Origin of the sequence: Sphingopyxis sp. H115 (assembly GCF_001468465.1) — a bacterium.
Taxonomy (GTDB): Bacteria; Pseudomonadota; Alphaproteobacteria; order Sphingomonadales; family Sphingomonadaceae; genus Sphingopyxis.
Window position 1 is genome coordinate 40,698 of record NZ_LNSA01000001.1, and the last position, 13,603, is coordinate 54,300.

Sequence of the window (13,603 nt, forward strand, 5' to 3'; positions counted from 1 at the left end):
GGCCCCCGCCGCTTGGGACCTTTTCTCCTCTTAAACCGGGAATTCGCGGCGGCGCCTCAGGCGCGCCATCGTCCGAGTTCCATCCAGCGCAGCAGCGGCTTCAGCGGCGCGATCCAGACGATTCCGGCGACAAGATAAAATATCGCCTGCACCAGCACCGGCCAGGTTCCGACCCACGGCGACAGGTTGACGACGATCGCGGTCCAGCCGGCGATCAGCGCGAGGATCAGGAACATGCCCGCCGGCTTGCGCCAGCTCGGCTGCGGATTGGCTGGGTCTTGGCTCACAAACGGTCTCCGCAAAGGATGAATTCCTGTTCGGTCAAAATCGCGTCGAGCGCGATATCGGTCGATTCGCGCGGCGTAGCGTCGATTTCCTGCACCGACCAGCCGATACCGATGCGCAGCGCGTCGGGGTGGGCCGCGAAATAGCGATCATAATGGCCGCCGCCCTGACCGATACGGCCTCCACGCCGGTCGAATCCGACCAGCGGACAGAAGATGATGTCGGGGATCGCCGTCAAAGCGTCCCCGGACGGCTGCTGCGTGCCCCACGGCCCCTTTTCGAGCGGATCTGCTTGTCGCCAGATGCGAAAGTCCATGGTGTCGACTCGTGCGCCATGGTGGGGCAGGGCAAGCGCGCCGATCTCGCCAAGGCCTGCGAACATCGGAAGGATGTCGGGTTCGTCGCCCCACGCCACATAAGCTCCGACGACGGCGTGATCGGCGAGAAGGTCCGAAAGGGGCGCGGGGAGCGCGCGAAAGGCGGCAAGCCGAGCCACGCCGTCGAGATTCGCGGTGAAATGCCTGCGCCGAAAACGCAATCTTTCGCGCAGTTTCCGTTTTGTCTGGACGAGGTCGGCGGACAGGTCGGTCATCGCTTCCTCGGGGGCTTGGCGGGCAGTTTGGCGGGACCGCCGTAGTCGTTTGCCGGAAAATCCTCTGACGCCAGTAACGTCAGGTGGGGACCATGTGCGTCGGACCAGGGTCCGGGCAGGGACAGCCCCCTTGGATGATGTATCGCCTCAGGGATATTCGCAACGGCTCGTGCAGGGCAGTACCCGCCGCCCCCTATGTAGGAGCGCAGGCCGTGCGGCTCAAGGGAGTTGCTCGACTTTCGACGCGAGCGCTTCGATGCGGTCGGCAATTTGCAGAAGCGCGCGATCATGGGCCGGATTGCTGGACGTTGTGGCGGTCGGGGTATGCCCGCGTATCGCTTCCAACTCCTTCAGCGCGGCCTGCTCGCGCGATACCGCCGCCTTCAGTTCGTCGCGTGCCGCCGTCTCGCGGCTTTCGGCCAGCGCGACAGCGGCGCGAAGTGAATCGGATTGCGGTTCGGCCTTGTCGGCCTTGGCGCGCGCCTCCTGGGTTTCGTCGGCCAGCATCAGCGCCGCGAAAAGCAGCTGACGTACCTCGGTCACCCCCGGCATGGTGCGGGCTTTTTCGTCGACGACTGCGGCGAGCCGGATCAACTGCGCTTCCTCGCCATCGGCGCAATGCACATCATACGGGCGCCCGGCGATGGTTAGCTTGACGTCAGCCACGCTTGGCCTCCGCGATCAGGAGGTCGAGTTCGCCAATGACGGCGGCGACTTCTGCCTTGAGGGCCGATTGATCGGCGGCCGGCGCCGCGACAGGTCGTTTGGCGCGATCGGCCAGCGCCTTTTCGATGCGGCTCAGCGCGCGTTCGATACGGCCGATGGCCAGGCTGGATTCGTCGAGATCGAGTTCCATGGCGAAGAGGTAGCAGCGCCGGGGAAGGGGTGCAATCGCCTCTCCGCAGTATAAATGCGCCCGAAATTGCGCGCATTCATGCTGCTGGCGGTTGACTCCTGACCCCACCCCCGCAAAGGGCTGTCCCCACCGAATCCAGTCATCTTCACATCCTTTCCCGGGGGACTTATGACACTGCCCGAACGTCAACTCGCCAACGCGATCCGTGCGCTTGCGATGGACGCCGTACAGGCCGCGAATAGCGGTCACCCGGGGATGCCGATGGGCATGGCCGATGTCGCGACGGTCCTCTATTCGGATTATCTGAAATTCGACCCGGCCGACCCGAAATGGGCCGATCGCGACCGATTCGTGCTGTCGGCGGGGCATGGTTCGATGCTTGCCTATGCGACGCTGCATCTGGCGGGTTATGCGCGCCCGACGCTGGGCGACATCCGCAATTTTCGTCAGCTGCACAGTCCGTGCGCGGGGCATCCCGAGAATTTCGAGCTCGATGGCGTCGAGACGACGACCGGGCCGCTGGGGCAGGGGCTCGCCACTGCGGTCGGCATGGCGATCGCCGAACGGCATCTGAACGCGCTCTACGGGGACGACCTGGTCGATCACCGCACCTGGGTGATCGCGGGTGACGGCTGCCTGATGGAGGGCATCAACCACGAAGCCATCGGGCTCGCCGGGCATTTGCAGCTGGGCCGGATGACCGTGCTGTGGGACGACAACAAGATCACCATCGACGGGTCGACCGACTTGTCGACCAGCGAAGACATTGCGGCGCGCTACGCGGCGACCGGCTGGCACGTCGAAAGCTGCGATGGGCACAATCCCGCCGACATTCGCCGCGCGATCGACGCGGCGCTCGCCGATCCGCGGCCATCGCTGATCGCGTGCCGCACGATCATCGGCTTCGGCGCGCCGAACAAGCAGGGGACGTCGGCAACGCACGGCGCACCGCTCGGCGCCGACGAGATCGCCGCGGCACGAACGGAACTTGGCTGGACCGCCGAGCCGTTCGTCATACCCGCCGATGTTGCGTCGGCGTGGGCTGCGTTTGGCGAGAAGGGCAAGAAACTTCATGCCGAATGGAACGATCGTGTCACAACCAGCGAAAAGAAAAGCGATTTTGAGGCTCGTCTGAGCGGCAAATATGCTCCGGGTGATACCTTTAAGGCCTATATTGACGGGCTCGTCGCTGAGCCGCCGAAGGTCGCGACGCGCAAGGCTTCGGAGAACACGCTGACCGCGCTTACCGCCGATATCGCATCGCTCGTCGGCGGCAGCGCCGATCTGACAGGTTCGAACAATACCAAAACATCGTCGACCAAACCGCTGACAAAGAACGATTATTCGGGCCGATATATCTATTATGGTATCCGCGAGTTCGGCATGGCCGCCGCGATGAACGGCATGGCGCTGCACGGCGGCGTCGTTCCCTATGGTGGCACCTTCCTCGTGTTCGCCGATTATTGCCGCGCCGCAATCCGCCTGTCGGCGCTCCAGCGCCAGCGTGTCGTCTATGTGATGACGCACGACAGCATCGGGCTTGGCGAAGACGGGCCGACGCACCAGCCGATCGAGCATCTCCAGTCGCTCCGCGCGATGCCCAACCTGCTCGTCATGCGCCCAGCCGACGCCGTCGAGACCGCCGAATGCTGGGCGCTTGCGCTGGCGCAGGAGAGCCGGCCATCGCTACTCGCGCTGACCCGCCAGAACCTTCCGCCGCTGCGTCATGACGTCACGGAAAATCTTTGCGCGAAAGGCGGTTACCGCCTGCGCGGCGCCTCGGCCCCGCGCAAGGTTGTGTTGGTTGCGACGGGGTCCGAAGTCGCGCTCGCGATCGAAGTTGCCGACAAACTCGAGGCCGCCGGCCACGGCGCCGACGTCGTCTCGATGGTTTCGACCGAGCTGTTCGACGAACAGACCACGGCCTATCAGGCCGATATCCTGCCCGACGACGCGCTGATCGTTTCGATCGAGGCGGGTACGACCTTCGGCTGGGAACGCTATACCGGCCGCCATGGCCTGCGCTTCGGCATCGACAGCTTTGGCGCCTCGGCGCCGATTGAAGACCTATTCAAGCATTTCGGCCTTACCGCCGATGCTATCGCACCCCAGATCCTGGCAAAGCTCGGCAATTAAGGACCGGCTTACCCCTCGCAGAAAGGACCCATCGACATGGCAGTGAAAGTCGCAATCAACGGTTTCGGACGCATCGGCCGCAACGTGGCGCGCGCCATTTTGGAGCGCACCGACCATGATCTCGAGCTGGTGTCGATCAACGACCTCGCCGACGCCAAGGCGAACGCCCGCCTATTCCAGCGCGATTCGGTCCACGGTCCATTCAACGGCACCGTCGAAGTCGACGGCAACGACCTGATCGTCAACGGCAAGCGCATCCAGGTGACGGCCGAACGCGACCCCGCCAAGCTGCCCCACGCCGCCAACGGCATCGACATCGCACTGGAATGCACGGGCTTTTTCACCGACCGCAAGGGCGGCCAGGCGCATCTCGACGCCGGCGCCAAGCGCGTCCTGATCTCGGCTCCGGCCAAGGAAGTCGACCTGACCGTCGTCTATGGTGTCAATCATGACAAAATCGGTGCCGAGCATGTGATCGTCTCGAACGCGTCGTGCACGACCAACTGCCTCGCACCGCTGGCCAAGGTGCTGCACGAGAAGATCGGCATCGAGCGCGGCCTGATGACCACGATCCACGCTTACACCAACGACCAAAAGATCCTTGACCAGATCCATTCTGACCCGCGCCGTGCCCGCGCCGCCGCGATGTCGATGATCCCGACCAGCACCGGTGCGGCGGTTGCCGTCGGCCTCGTCCTGCCCGAACTCAAGGGCAAGCTCGACGGCTCCTCGATCCGCGTCCCGACTCCCAATGTCTCGGTCGTCGATCTGACCTTCACCCCCAGCCGCGACACGACCGCCGAAGAGGTCAACAAGCTGCTGAAGGAGGCCGCCGAGGGCGAGCTAAAGGGCGTGCTCGGCTTCACCGACGAGCCGCTGGTTTCGATTGACTTCAACCATGATGCGCACAGCTCGACGATCGACAGCCTCGAAACCGCGGTCATCGACGGCAAGCTGGTGCGCGTGCTCAGCTGGTACGACAATGAGTGGGGCTTCTCGAACCGCATGATCGACACCGCGGGCGTGATCGCCAAGTTCCTCTGAGCCAAAGGAAAACAGCGATGACCGCGTTCAAGACCCTCGACGACATCGGTGACGTCACTGGCAAGAAAGTGCTGGTTCGCGTCGACCTCAATGTCCCGATGATCGATGGTGCGGTCGGCGATAAGACGCGGATCGAGGCGGCGATGCCGACGATCCGCGAATTGTCCGACAAGGGCGCTATCGTCCTGCTGCTCGCCCATTTCGGACGGCCCAAGGGGGCGAAGAACCCGACGCAATCGCTGAGCCTCGTGATGGGCGGCGTCGAGGATGTATTAGGCCATTCGGTGATGTTCATCCCCGAAGCCGTTGGCGAGGGTGCCAAGGCCGGCGTTGCGGTGCTCGCCGCCGGCGATGTCGCGGTGCTGGAAAACACGCGTTTCTATCCCGGCGAGGAAAAGAACGACCCCGCCTTTGCCGATGCGCTAGCGGAAATCGGCGATCTTTACGTCAACGACGCCTTTTCGGCGGCGCACCGCGCGCATGGTTCGACCGAGGGCGTCGCGCATCGCCTGCCAGCCTATGCGGGCCGTGCGATGGAAACCGAACTAAAGGCGCTCGATGCGGCGCTGGGCCGTCCCGCGCATCCGGTTGCGGCCGTCGTCGGCGGCGCGAAAGTGTCGAGCAAGATCGACGTGCTGCGCAATCTTGTCGGCAAGGTCGATCACCTGATCATCGGCGGCGGTATGGCGAACACCTTCCTCGCCGCGCGCGGGGTCGATGTCGGTAAATCGCTCTGCGAGCACGACCTGGTGGATACCGCCAACGCGATTTTCGACGCCGCCGATGCGGCGGGCTGCACGATCCATCTGCCTTACGACGTCGTGGTTGCAAAACAGTTCGCGCCCAATCCGCCGACGCGCACCGTCAACGTCCACGAAGTCGCCGCCGACGAGATGATCCTCGATATCGGTCCGGCTGCGGTCGAGGCGCTCGCCGACGTGCTCAAGAATTGCCGCACGCTGGTGTGGAATGGCCCGCTCGGCGCGTTCGAGACCCCGCCCTTCGACACGGCGACGGTCGCGCTGGCGAAAACCGCTGCGGCGCTGACGCGCGAAGGCTCGCTGATTTCGGTCGCGGGTGGGGGTGATACGGTCGCCGCGCTCAACCACGCCGGCGTCGGTGGGGACTTCACCTTCGTTTCCACCGCCGGCGGCGCCTTCCTCGAATGGATGGAAGGCAAGCCGCTTCCCGGCGTGGACGCACTGAAAGCCTAGTTTTTCGCGCACATTTGCATCCCGGCTACGGGGTCGCTATGCGCACCACGACATACGTATGCAAACCACCGGAGATCCTATGACCGCCAATGCCGCCATGCTCGATCAGATCAAATCGGGGCAGGGATTTATCGCCGCACTTGACCAGAGCGGTGGTTCGACGCCCAAGGCATTGAAGGGCTATGGCATCGAAGCGGACGCCTTCTCGAATGACGAGGAAATGTTCGCACTGATCCACGACATGCGCAGCCGCATCGTCACCGCGCCCTGCTTCAACGGTGACAAGGTGATCGGCGCGATCCTGTTCGAACGCACGATGGACGGCGAGGCGGGCGGCAAGCCGGTTCCGGCGCTTTTGTGGGAACGCGGTGTGGTGCCGTTCCTGAAAGTCGACAAAGGCCTCGAGGACGAAGCCGACGGCGTCCAGTTGATGAAGGCCAATCCCGGTCTCGATGACCTTTGCGCGCGCGCGGTTGCGAAGGGCGTGTTCGGCACCAAGATGCGCAGCGTCGTCAATCTTGCCAATCCAGCCGGGATCAAGGCAATCGTCGACCAGCAGTTCGCCGAAGCCGCGCGCATCGCCGCGCATGGCCTCGTCCCGATCATCGAGCCCGAAGTGAACATCAAGAGTGCCGAGCGGGACGCGGCTGACCGCCTGCTGCTCAAGGAAACGCTCGCTGCGCTCGATGCCTGGACCGGCGCGCCGGTGATGCTCAAGCTCTCCTTGCCGACGGAAGCGGGCCTGTTCCAACCGCTCGTCGATCATCCCAAGGTACTGCGCGTCGTCGCGCTGTCGGGCGGCTTCGCGCGTCCCGAAGCTTGCGTCGAGCTGGCGAAGAACCCGGGCATTATCGCGAGCTTCAGTCGCGCTCTGCTCGAAGACCTGCGCCACCAGATGAGCGACGACGAGTTCAACGCCTCCCTGGGCGGCGCGATCAACGAAATTCACGCGGCCTCCGTGGCCTGAAGTGATGGGAGAGAGGTGGCAAGCTGTCGACGATTATATCGCCAGCACGTTGCTCGGCGAAGACGACGCGCTTGCCGCCACCCTCGCGAACAACAGCGCCCAAGGTTTGCCGCCGATCGATGTGTCGCCGACGCAGGGCAAGATGCTGTTCCTGCTTGCGCAGATGGCAGGGGCAAAGCGTATCCTTGAAGTCGGCACGCTCGGCGGATATTCGACGATGTGGCTGGCGCGCGCGCTGCCCGACGATGGCGAATTGGTGACGCTCGAGCTGGAAGCGCATCATGCGCGAGTGGCGCGCGAGAATCTCGAAAATGCTGGCATTTCGGATAAGGTCGATATCCGCGTCGGTCCCGCTGCCGAGAGCCTTGCCGCGATGGTCGATGGGTCTCCCTTCGACTTTGTCTTCATCGACGCCGACAAGCAGAACAACGCGCTCTATGTCAGAGAAGCGATCCGTGTCGGGCGCCCGGGCACGACGATCGTCGTCGACAATGTCGTGCGCGAGGGCGGAGTGCTGGAGGCCGATAGCGACGACGAGCGGATCGTCGGAACGCGTGCGCTGTTCGACATGCTCAGCGGGGATCCGCGCCTCGATGCGACCGCTGTGCAGACCGTTGGCGCGAAAAAATGGGACGGCTTCGTGCTGGCTCGCGTACGTTAGAGACCGCCCGCGAAGCGGAACGAGAAGCGATAGTCGCTCGGCTTGAGCGCGATATCGGTGCGCTTCTCCGGCCGCACCGACTCGAGCGTGAACTGACCGTCGGCGAGCGGGACGGGCTCGCCCAACGTCGCCTCGAACGGCTGCTTTTTACCGTTGCCGCGGATCCAGATCATCTTTACCCGCACGCGCCCCGCCCAGACGCAGCGCATGTTCATCGGGCAGCGGCTGTCCTCAATCACCTCGACCGGCTGGACCAGCGGGCCGTCGACATAGGCTTTCTGTCCCAGCGCGACGTCGCTGCCGTCGGAAAGCGGCGCGCTCGCGGTCGTCACGCAGGCGGAAAGAAGGAGTGTCGAGGGGAGGGCGACGGCGGCGAGACGAGCGATGTTCTGCATTTGCCCGCGTCTGGCGGGATCGCTATGAACGCGCCATGAAAACACCCACCTGCCAGCTTTACCTCATTTCACCGCTCGGCGTCGGGGGCGATTTTCCCGCCCGGCTGGAGGCGGCCCTGTCCGCCGGCCCCGTCGCAGCCTTCCAGTTTCGGGTAAAGAATGTGGCACAGCATGAGGCGGCGCGGCTTGCCGAGCCGCTGCAGGCGATTTGCGCGGCACATGAGGTCGCCTTCATCGTCAATGATGATATCGCACTCGCCAAGCGGCTGGCGGCCGATGGCGTTCACTTGGGTCAGGGTGATGGCGACCCGAAGGACGCGCGCCGCCAGCTCGGGCCCGAGGCGCAGATCGGCGTTACCTGCCACGACAGCCGCCATCTGGCGATGGAAGCCGGCGAAGCCGGCGCCGACTATGTCGCTTTCGGGGCCTTTTTTCCGACGGCGACGAAGGAAACCCGGCACCGTCCCGAGCCCGAAATATTGACTTGGTGGCAGGGGCTGTTCGAACTGCCGTGCGTCGCTATTGGCGGGATCACGGTGGACAATGCGAAGGTGCTTGTCGACGCCGGCGCCGATTTCCTTGCGGTGTCCGGCGGCATATGGGCGCATCCCGAAGGGCCGGCGGCGGCGGTCCGCGCTTTTGCCGCGATCGTTTCAGATCAGCCGGCGGGATAATCACGTCCGGGCGCGGGCGGTTCCTTTCCCGATTGGGACGGCGGCGCGCCGTCCTTGCGCCAGCCAAAAAGGCCGGCGCAAGGGGCCCCGCGCCGCAAGGACTTCGCGGCTCCCCGCCCAAGGGGGGGCTTCAAATCGGAAAGGTCGATGTCCGTCATGGCCGCCGATCTGCCATGGATGTCGCACGGCATATTGGATCGATGCGTCAAATCGGTTTCGGTTCGTCGCCTTTTGATTGGCGCCGCGGCGTGGGTGGCTGCGTCGTTCCGACACACCGCTTGCCCTTCGGCGTCGGCGCGGCTAAAGGCGCGCACCTGATACCGGTACCCGCGTGGGCCGCCGGTCTGCTCTTTCCATCCTTGTCCAAGTGAGTGTGCGCGATGAAGATCACCGGCGTTGAAATCCGTCCCGGCAATATTATCGAATATGAAGGCGGTATCTGGAAGGTCACCAAAATCCAGCACACCCAGCCGGGCAAGGGCGGCGCCTATATGCAGGTCGAAGCGAAGAATCTGATCGACGGACGCAAGCTCAACAACCGTTTTCGCAGCGCCGACACGGTGGAAAAGGTCCGCCTCGACACCAAGGATTTCCAGTTCCTCTATGCCGAGGGCGACGATCTGGTGTTCATGGACAAGGACAGCTTCGAACAGATCAATATTTCGAAGGAAGTCGTCGGCGAAGCCCATGAGTTCCTGCAGGACGGCATGGACGTCGTGCTCGAGCTTTGGGAAGAACGCCCGATCTCGGTCGAACTACCCGAAACGATCGAAGCGACGATCGTCGAGGCCGACGCGGTGGTGAAGGGGCAAACTGCTTCGTCGTCATACAAGCCCGCAATCCTCGACAATGGCGTGCGCGTGATGGTGCCGCCGCACATCACCAGCGGCACCCGCATCGTCGTGCACGTGTACGATCGCGAATATGTTCGCCGCGCGGACTGATTAGTTCCCCTCCTGCTTGCGGGAGGGGTTAGGAGAGGGCTTGTCGAGGGACGGGCCTTCTTCCGAACGAAACATTCCCTCCCCCGACCCCTCCCGCAAGCAGGAGGGGGGAGTTATGACTATGGCCGTATCCGGCATCATCACCGTCATGGAACGCGCCGCGCGCAAAGCCGGCGCAAAGTTGCGCCGCGATTTTGGCGAGATCGAGCATCTGCAGGTCTCGCAGAAGGGGCCCGCCGACTTCGTGTCGAAGGCCGACCAAGCAGCCGAGCGTACGTTATACGACGAACTCGGCCGCGACCGTCCTGGCTGGGGTTTCGTTCTCGAAGAAGGCGGGATCATAGAGGGCGAGCCGGGCAAGCCGCGCTTCATCATCGATCCGCTCGACGGCACCTCGAACTTCCTCCACGCTGTCCCGCATTTCGCGATCTCGATCGCGGTGCAGGAACCGAAACCCGGCGGCGGCTGGGGCGATGTGACAGCAGCGCTGGTCTACCAGCCGATCACCGACGAAAGCTATTGGGCCGAGCGCGGTCGCGGGGCGTGGCTGCATGATCGGCGTTTGCGCGTCGCGTCGCGCCGTAACCTTAACGAATGCCTGATTTCGACCGGCATTCCGTACATGGGCCATGGCAATATGGCGCAGTGGAGCCGAATTTTCGGTGCGGTCGCGCCCGAGGTTGCCGGTATCCGTCGCTTCGGCGCCGCGAGCCTCGACCTCGCTTGGGTCGCGGCGGGGCGCTACGACGGCTTTTGGGAAAGCGACCTGCAAGTGTGGGATGTCGCGGCGGGCATGCTACTCGTGCGTGAAGCTGGTGGCTTCGTCAGCGATTTTCGTGGCGGCGACCGCGCGATCGACCGCAGCGAGTTCATCGCGGGCAGCGCCGCAGTCCATTCGAAGCTGCAAAAGCTGGTCGCGGGCGCGTTGCGGAACGCATGATAGGCGCTGACGCATCTGGGCGCACTAAAGGATTTCGAGAACGCGCCCGGATGCGATCTGCTGCGGTCCGGCGCAGAGCCCGAATTGTTGACCGACGGCGAGAGACAGGTTCCCGGTAAACGTCATCACTGAAAGCCTCACTGTTCCGGATTCTCCGAAAAATATCGGCTTATTGCAGGCTTTGATGCGTACGGGGTAAAAAACATTGCCCACCAATATGCTGGAGCCCCAATCGGCGGTGATCGGCCTGTCGCGATCGCCGACGCCCGGATCGGCGTCAAACGTGACAAGCGCGATCAGGTCATATACCTTATCAAGATCTGGGGGCTCGCTCACTTCTCGAAAACATATTCGCGAAAGCTGTCCATCAGCGACGCCCAGGTGTTGAAGGTTTCCCCAACATTTTCGCGCGGAATACCCGCGAAATCGAGGTCGACGTCCATTTCGAGCACCGGGTCGCCTGCGTCGTCCTTATAGGCACGCGCGAAGCGCTTTTCCTTGTTCCACTGGTTGAGCCGGTCGAGCGTGACCTCTTTGGCGTCGCTGAACCCCATATAATATTGTAGCGTCTTGCAGCGTTCGCTTCCGTCGCAGTTCATGAAGAGCACGAGGAATTTTAGGCCGTTGCGATTGCTTTCGATATATGGGGCATCGCCTTTCTTGGCGACGATCGTCGCAGGCCAGCCCTGCGATTCGACGATCGCCCTGATCGCTTCCGGGTTCGCCGCATTGACCAGCTCGGCATGGGCAGGAGTCGCGAGGAAAAGCGCCAGCGGGGCGAAGGCAGCGGCGCGAAAGGTGATCGGTCCCATATAAGCTCCCTTTGTCATTCTACGCCCATGAAAGGCGCGACCCAGCGACCCCTTTTTATGTGCGGTATCACAGCGATAGTGCCGCTCGCCAGCGCCCATTATGCTTTTGGTCACATGCGAAGCGAAAATCCTGCCCGCAGCGCTTGCGACACGCGCCGCGCTGGCCTAAAGCGCCCCCGATAAACAGGTGCGCGACACCCTAAAACAACAGAACTGCGAGCTCCCATGGTCGATCTGACGCAATATTTGCCGATTCTGATCTTTCTGGTCATCGCCCTCGGCCTGTCCTCCGCCTTCGTGTTCCTTCCGATGGGCGTCGCCCGGCTGACCGGGGCGCACAAGCCCGATCCGGCTAAGCTGACCGAATATGAATGCGGCTTTCCCGCCTTTGAAGATGCGCGCAGCCAGTTCGACGTGCGTTTCTACCTCGTCGCCATCCTTTTCATCATCTTCGACCTCGAAGCGGCCTTCCTCTTTCCTTGGGCGGTGAGCCTTGAGGAAATCGGCTGGGCCGGCTGGGCGACGATGATGATTTTCCTCGCCGAACTCACGCTCGGCCTTGTGTACGCGTGGAAAAAAGGCGCGTTGGATTGGGAATGAGCACTTCCAGCATCATCATGCCCGGCCAGATGCCGGTCGCCCCCGGTACGAACCCCGATCAGGGTTTCTTCGACGATCTCAACTCGGAGGTCGGCGACAAGGGCTTTCTCGTCACCTCGACCGAGGATTTGTTCAACTGGGCGCGCACGGGTTCGCTGTGGTGGATGACCTTCGGTCTGGCGTGCTGCGCGGTCGAGATGATCCACGTCAATATGCCGCGTTATGACATGGAGCGTTTCGGCGCCGCGCCGCGCGCATCGCCGCGTCAGTCGGACGTGATGATCGTCGCGGGCACGCTGTGCAACAAGATGGCGCCCGCGCTGCGCCGCGTGTACGATCAGATGTCGAACCCGAAATATGTCATCTCGATGGGCAGCTGCGCCAATGGCGGCGGCTATTATCACTATAGCTATTCGGTGGTGCGCGGCTGCGATCGCATCGTGCCGGTCGACATCTATGTTCCCGGCTGTCCGCCGACCGCTGAAGCGCTGCTTTACGGCGTGATGCAGTTGCAGCGGAAAATCCGCCGCACCGGGACGATCGAACGCTGATGGCCCATTCCGCTCCCCTCGTCGCGCCGCTACCCTCGCTTGCAGCCGCGCTCGAAAAGCTGCTCGGCAGCGATCTTCTCGCGCATGATTTCGCAGCCGACGAAGACAGCATCACCGTGGCGCGCGAAGCCGTTGCCGGGGTGATGGTCGCGCTGCGCGATAGCCTCGAATATCAGCAGTTGATGGAAATCGCCGGGGTGGACTATCCCGACCGCGCCGAACGTTTCGAGGTCGTCTATCATCTGCTCAGCGTGACGAAGAACCATCGTCTGCGCGTGCGTGTGTCGACCGACGAGGCGACGCCGGTGCCTAGCATCGTTCCCGTCTGGCCCGTCGCGGGCTGGCTCGAGCGCGAAGTATTCGACATGTATGGCGTGCTGTTCGCGGGCAATCCCGACCTGCGCCGCATCCTGACCGATTATGGTTTCCAGGGGCATCCGCAGCGCAAGGATTTCCCGCTGACCGGCTATATCGAGCTGCGTTATTCGGAAGAGGACAAGCGCGTCGTGTACGAGCCGGTCAAGCTCGCGCAGGATTTCCGGAATTTCGACTTCCTCAGCCCGTGGGAAGGCGCCGACTATGTGCTGCCGGGCGACGAAAAGGCCGGCGGGACAGGCGAGGCGCCGGGCAAGGGGGCGCCGACCCCGATGACGTCGAAAGAGGTCAAGGCGGCCGACGACAAAGCGAAGGCGTCGCCGCCGCCGACCCCCAAAACGACGGAGAAGCCCGCCGACACGGGCGCGGGCAACAAGGCGAACAAGGAAGCGGCCAAGCCGAGCAAGGACGGTGCGAAGGCCAAGGCTGACGGCGAGTCCAAGACGGCTGCGACCAAGAAGGCTGAGAAAGCCGCGCCCAAGGCGAAAGCCCCGGCCAAGCCCCGCGCGCAGCGCAAGCCGAAAACAGGAGGTGACGCATGACCGACGCTCCTCAGG

18 protein-coding genes are annotated in these 13,603 nt (G+C 63.4%); 11 read left to right on the forward strand and 7 right to left on the reverse strand.

Annotated features, from left to right (window positions below; translation table 11 throughout):
• Nucleotides 1-56 precede the first annotated feature (56 nt).
• The 4 genes from ATE71_RS00205 to ATE71_RS00220 form a co-directional block, all read right to left on the reverse strand.
• Nucleotides 57-287 carry a DUF2842 domain-containing protein gene (locus ATE71_RS00205; RefSeq protein ID WP_082664988.1) on the reverse strand — a complete coding sequence of 77 codons (231 nt, stop codon included), beginning with the start codon at nucleotides 285-287 and terminating at the stop codon, nucleotides 57-59.
• Nucleotides 284-877: a 5-formyltetrahydrofolate cyclo-ligase gene (locus ATE71_RS00210; protein ID WP_058801369.1), complete on the reverse strand. Its 594-nt coding sequence runs from the start codon at nucleotides 875-877 to the stop codon at nucleotides 284-286. Before ATE71_RS00210 ends, ATE71_RS00205 begins: the two co-directional genes overlap by 4 nt.
• 219 nt (nucleotides 878-1,096) lie before the next feature.
• Nucleotides 1,097-1,543, reverse strand: coding sequence for a cell division protein ZapA (locus ATE71_RS00215; RefSeq protein ID WP_058801370.1), 447 nt, complete (start codon nucleotides 1,541-1,543; stop codon nucleotides 1,097-1,099).
• Nucleotides 1,536-1,733 carry a hypothetical protein gene (locus ATE71_RS00220; RefSeq protein WP_058801371.1) on the reverse strand — a complete coding sequence of 66 codons (198 nt, stop codon included), beginning with the start codon at nucleotides 1,731-1,733 and terminating at the stop codon, nucleotides 1,536-1,538. Before ATE71_RS00220 ends, ATE71_RS00215 begins: the two co-directional genes overlap by 8 nt.
• Before the next feature lie 168 nt (nucleotides 1,734-1,901).
• Here ATE71_RS00220 and tkt point away from each other — a divergent pair, with 168 nt between their 5' ends.
• From tkt to ATE71_RS00245, 5 genes are all read left to right on the forward strand, one after another.
• Nucleotides 1,902-3,869 carry a transketolase gene (gene tkt / locus ATE71_RS00225; RefSeq protein WP_058801372.1) on the forward strand — a complete coding sequence of 656 codons (1,968 nt, stop codon included), beginning with the start codon at nucleotides 1,902-1,904 and terminating at the stop codon, nucleotides 3,867-3,869.
• A 36-nt stretch (nucleotides 3,870-3,905) separates the two neighbouring features.
• Nucleotides 3,906-4,913: a type I glyceraldehyde-3-phosphate dehydrogenase gene (gene gap, locus ATE71_RS00230; protein ID WP_058801373.1), complete on the forward strand. Its 1,008-nt coding sequence runs from the start codon at nucleotides 3,906-3,908 to the stop codon at nucleotides 4,911-4,913.
• A 17-nt stretch (nucleotides 4,914-4,930) separates the two neighbouring features.
• Entirely contained in the window at nucleotides 4,931-6,127 is a 1,197-nt protein-coding gene (locus ATE71_RS00235; RefSeq protein WP_058801374.1) for a phosphoglycerate kinase, read from the forward strand.
• 97 nt (nucleotides 6,128-6,224) lie between these two features.
• On the forward strand, nucleotides 6,225-7,094 hold the full coding sequence (locus ATE71_RS00240; RefSeq protein WP_058801619.1) for a fructose bisphosphate aldolase: 870 nt from the start codon (nucleotides 6,225-6,227) through the stop codon (nucleotides 7,092-7,094).
• Nucleotides 7,095-7,098: 4 nt separating this feature from the next.
• A complete protein-coding gene (locus tag ATE71_RS00245; protein ID WP_058801375.1) occupies nucleotides 7,099-7,755 on the forward strand; it encodes an O-methyltransferase in 657 nt (218 codons plus the stop codon).
• On the opposite strand, the gene ATE71_RS00250 is transcribed toward ATE71_RS00245, so the two are convergent.
• On the reverse strand, nucleotides 7,752-8,150 hold the full coding sequence (locus ATE71_RS00250) for a hypothetical protein (protein ID WP_235587840.1): 399 nt from the start codon (nucleotides 8,148-8,150) through the stop codon (nucleotides 7,752-7,754). The two genes, ATE71_RS00245 and ATE71_RS00250, sit on opposite strands and share 4 nt — an antisense overlap.
• Before the next feature lie 35 nt (nucleotides 8,151-8,185).
• On the opposite strand from ATE71_RS00250, the gene thiE reads away from it, so the two are divergent.
• The 3 genes from thiE to ATE71_RS00265 all read left to right on the forward strand — a co-directional run bounded on the left by thiE (nucleotide 8,186) and on the right by ATE71_RS00265 (nucleotide 10,708).
• Nucleotides 8,186-8,824, forward strand: coding sequence for a thiamine phosphate synthase (thiE, locus tag ATE71_RS00255; protein WP_082664989.1), 639 nt, complete (start codon nucleotides 8,186-8,188; stop codon nucleotides 8,822-8,824).
• Between the two features lie 380 nt (nucleotides 8,825-9,204).
• A complete protein-coding gene (gene efp / locus ATE71_RS00260; protein ID WP_058801378.1) occupies nucleotides 9,205-9,768 on the forward strand; it encodes an elongation factor P in 564 nt (187 codons plus the stop codon).
• Nucleotides 9,769-9,889: 121 nt separating this feature from the next.
• Entirely contained in the window at nucleotides 9,890-10,708 is an 819-nt protein-coding gene (locus tag ATE71_RS00265) for an inositol monophosphatase family protein (protein ID WP_058801379.1), read from the forward strand.
• A 24-nt stretch (nucleotides 10,709-10,732) separates the two neighbouring features.
• Here ATE71_RS00265 and ATE71_RS00270 read toward each other — a convergent pair whose 3' ends face one another.
• Nucleotides 10,733-11,044: a hypothetical protein gene (locus tag ATE71_RS00270; protein ID WP_058801380.1), complete on the reverse strand. Its 312-nt coding sequence runs from the start codon at nucleotides 11,042-11,044 to the stop codon at nucleotides 10,733-10,735.
• The gene (locus ATE71_RS00275; protein ID WP_058801381.1) at nucleotides 11,041-11,520 is read right to left on the reverse strand and encodes a YbjN domain-containing protein; all 480 of its coding nucleotides are present in this window, start codon (nucleotides 11,518-11,520) and stop codon (nucleotides 11,041-11,043) included. The genes ATE71_RS00270 and ATE71_RS00275 overlap by 4 nt, the downstream gene beginning before the upstream one ends.
• Before the next feature lie 225 nt (nucleotides 11,521-11,745).
• Here ATE71_RS00275 and ATE71_RS00280 point away from each other — a divergent pair, with 225 nt between their 5' ends.
• The 3 genes from ATE71_RS00280 to ATE71_RS00290 are packed head-to-tail and all read left to right on the forward strand — an operon-like array spanning nucleotide 11,746 to nucleotide 13,588.
• The gene (locus ATE71_RS00280; protein ID WP_058801382.1) at nucleotides 11,746-12,120 is read left to right on the forward strand and encodes an NADH-quinone oxidoreductase subunit A; all 375 of its coding nucleotides are present in this window, start codon (nucleotides 11,746-11,748) and stop codon (nucleotides 12,118-12,120) included.
• Nucleotides 12,117-12,671 carry a NuoB/complex I 20 kDa subunit family protein gene (locus ATE71_RS00285; RefSeq protein ID WP_409437928.1) on the forward strand — a complete coding sequence of 185 codons (555 nt, stop codon included), beginning with the start codon at nucleotides 12,117-12,119 and terminating at the stop codon, nucleotides 12,669-12,671. Before ATE71_RS00280 ends, ATE71_RS00285 begins: the two co-directional genes overlap by 4 nt.
• Nucleotides 12,671-13,588 (forward strand): NADH-quinone oxidoreductase subunit C, encoded by a 918-nt coding sequence (locus tag ATE71_RS00290; RefSeq protein WP_058801383.1) that lies wholly within the window; start codon nucleotides 12,671-12,673, stop codon nucleotides 13,586-13,588. The genes ATE71_RS00285 and ATE71_RS00290 overlap by 1 nt, the downstream gene beginning before the upstream one ends.
• The last annotated feature ends 15 nt before the right edge of the window (nucleotides 13,589-13,603 follow it).

What these genes read in the sequence shown, in the direction of transcription:
- ATE71_RS00210 (WP_058801369.1), bottom strand. Translation starts at nt 877, where the DNA reads ATGACCGACCTGTCCGCCGACCTCGTCCAGACAAAACGGAAACTGCGC.
- ATE71_RS00220 (WP_058801371.1), bottom strand. Translation starts at nt 1,733, where the DNA reads ATGGAACTCGATCTCGACGAATCCAGCCTGGCCATCGGCCGTATCGAA.
- tkt (WP_058801372.1), top strand. Translation starts at nt 1,902, where the DNA reads ATGACACTGCCCGAACGTCAACTCGCCAACGCGATCCGTGCGCTTGCG.
- gap (WP_058801373.1), top strand. Translation starts at nt 3,906, where the DNA reads ATGGCAGTGAAAGTCGCAATCAACGGTTTCGGACGCATCGGCCGCAAC.
- ATE71_RS00235 (WP_058801374.1), top strand. Translation starts at nt 4,931, where the DNA reads ATGACCGCGTTCAAGACCCTCGACGACATCGGTGACGTCACTGGCAAG.
- ATE71_RS00240 (WP_058801619.1), top strand. Translation starts at nt 6,225, where the DNA reads ATGCTCGATCAGATCAAATCGGGGCAGGGATTTATCGCCGCACTTGAC.
- ATE71_RS00245 (WP_058801375.1), top strand. Translation starts at nt 7,099, where the DNA reads ATGGGAGAGAGGTGGCAAGCTGTCGACGATTATATCGCCAGCACGTTG.
- ATE71_RS00250 (WP_235587840.1), bottom strand. Translation starts at nt 8,150, where the DNA reads ATGCAGAACATCGCTCGTCTCGCCGCCGTCGCCCTCCCCTCGACACTC.
- thiE (WP_082664989.1), top strand. Translation starts at nt 8,186, where the DNA reads ATGAAAACACCCACCTGCCAGCTTTACCTCATTTCACCGCTCGGCGTC.
- efp (WP_058801378.1), top strand. Translation starts at nt 9,205, where the DNA reads ATGAAGATCACCGGCGTTGAAATCCGTCCCGGCAATATTATCGAATAT.
- ATE71_RS00265 (WP_058801379.1), top strand. Translation starts at nt 9,890, where the DNA reads ATGGCCGTATCCGGCATCATCACCGTCATGGAACGCGCCGCGCGCAAA.
- ATE71_RS00275 (WP_058801381.1), bottom strand. Translation starts at nt 11,520, where the DNA reads ATGGGACCGATCACCTTTCGCGCCGCTGCCTTCGCCCCGCTGGCGCTT.
- ATE71_RS00280 (WP_058801382.1), top strand. Translation starts at nt 11,746, where the DNA reads ATGGTCGATCTGACGCAATATTTGCCGATTCTGATCTTTCTGGTCATC.
- ATE71_RS00285 (WP_409437928.1), top strand. Translation starts at nt 12,117, where the DNA reads ATGAGCACTTCCAGCATCATCATGCCCGGCCAGATGCCGGTCGCCCCC.
- ATE71_RS00290 (WP_058801383.1), top strand. Translation starts at nt 12,671, where the DNA reads ATGGCCCATTCCGCTCCCCTCGTCGCGCCGCTACCCTCGCTTGCAGCC.